Source organism: Oribacterium sp. KHPX15 (assembly GCF_900107835.1).
GTDB lineage: Bacteria > Bacillota > Clostridia > Lachnospirales > Lachnospiraceae > Oribacterium.
Map to the genome: position 1 here is coordinate 1 of NZ_FNRG01000085.1, position 1,148 is coordinate 1,148.

2 protein-coding genes are annotated in these 1,148 nt (G+C 47.0%); both read right to left on the reverse strand.

What is annotated here, in order from left to right:
- Positions 1-17: 17 nt before the first annotated feature.
- The gene (locus BLV86_RS17470; RefSeq protein ID WP_090820142.1) at positions 18-548 is read right to left on the reverse strand and encodes a hypothetical protein; all 531 of its coding nucleotides are present in this window, start codon (positions 546-548) and stop codon (positions 18-20) included.
- A 356-nt stretch (positions 549-904) separates the two neighbouring features.
- Positions 905-1,148, reverse strand: a 244-nt coding sequence (locus tag BLV86_RS17475) for a hypothetical protein (RefSeq protein WP_330386266.1), incomplete at its 5' end; no start/stop codon positions are given.

Consider the following 1,148-nt stretch of genomic DNA (forward strand, 5'->3'; position numbering starts at 1 on the left):
TATCGTGCGGTCGATAATTATGCCGCACGATCGGGGAGTGATATCTGCCTAAAATAATCAGCAGTTACCGCCTCCCACAATCTGCCGTCGGACACTCTGATCATGCTGTTCAGCCCGTTCAGCGGCACAACCTCCACATAGTACATGCCCGGTACGGTGACTAAACTCATCAGGTTATACTCCTGCACATTCTCCTTCTTCTTTGTCTTGGCCTTCGCCTTGATCTTCGCATCCTTTGCGGTTCCGGTAGGTCCCTTGCTTGTATCCCCGAACACTTCCCTGGTTTCCTGATGGGTCGTTGTGTTCGTCGCATCTGCGATGACAGTCTTGAAAGGCTGGTCATCCTTCATAACCCTCAGCTCATAACTGGTGGAGCCCAATGCCTCGTCCCAGGAAACCACACCTTCCGGTGATATCGCCACAGAATCAACCTGACCTGTATGCGTCAATGCAAGCTTGGCAAGCTTTACCTCCACAGTCACATCGTACCCGCTATTGTTCACCTTAACTATTATTGATGATAATGTTCTCGGTCCCCACACTCTCACCGATCTGGATCTCCGGATCTATCGATAATGCCAACGACCTTAATGTCTTCGCAAACGCTGCCCCGGATACCATCCCACTAAGCAACATAGAAACAGCCAGGACCTTCAAAAAATAACCTGCTCTTTTCACTACTATACCCCACGAAAACTATACCTTGCTTTTTCACTAACAGTTACGTCAACTCCAACAGTACCCGACAGGCACATGCCAATGTCTACACCATATTTTATTATCAATTTATTATGAAGTTTCCGCTTTTTGCTCTTCATGAATTCTTAAGGGAAAGTTCTCTTATTCCTAAACGTGACAGGCACTCGCCCTTACCAGTTTAAAAAAAGCGCATATGTGTCATCACTCAATGTCCAAGCTCGGCAAGCTTTGCCTTTAAAGCCGCTATCTCGGCATCCTTCTTTTCTAATGCTGCATTCTTCTCTTCTAATGCGGCATCCTTCTCTTCCAGCGCAGCTCTGTTTTCTGCCAGCGCAGCTCTGTTCTCTGCCAACTCTGCATCCATCTCTTCAAACTGAGACTTGAACTGCATATAAATCTTCTCATCACGTTTTTCAAGAACCTTACACATCTTCTGTCTCCCTTCTCCC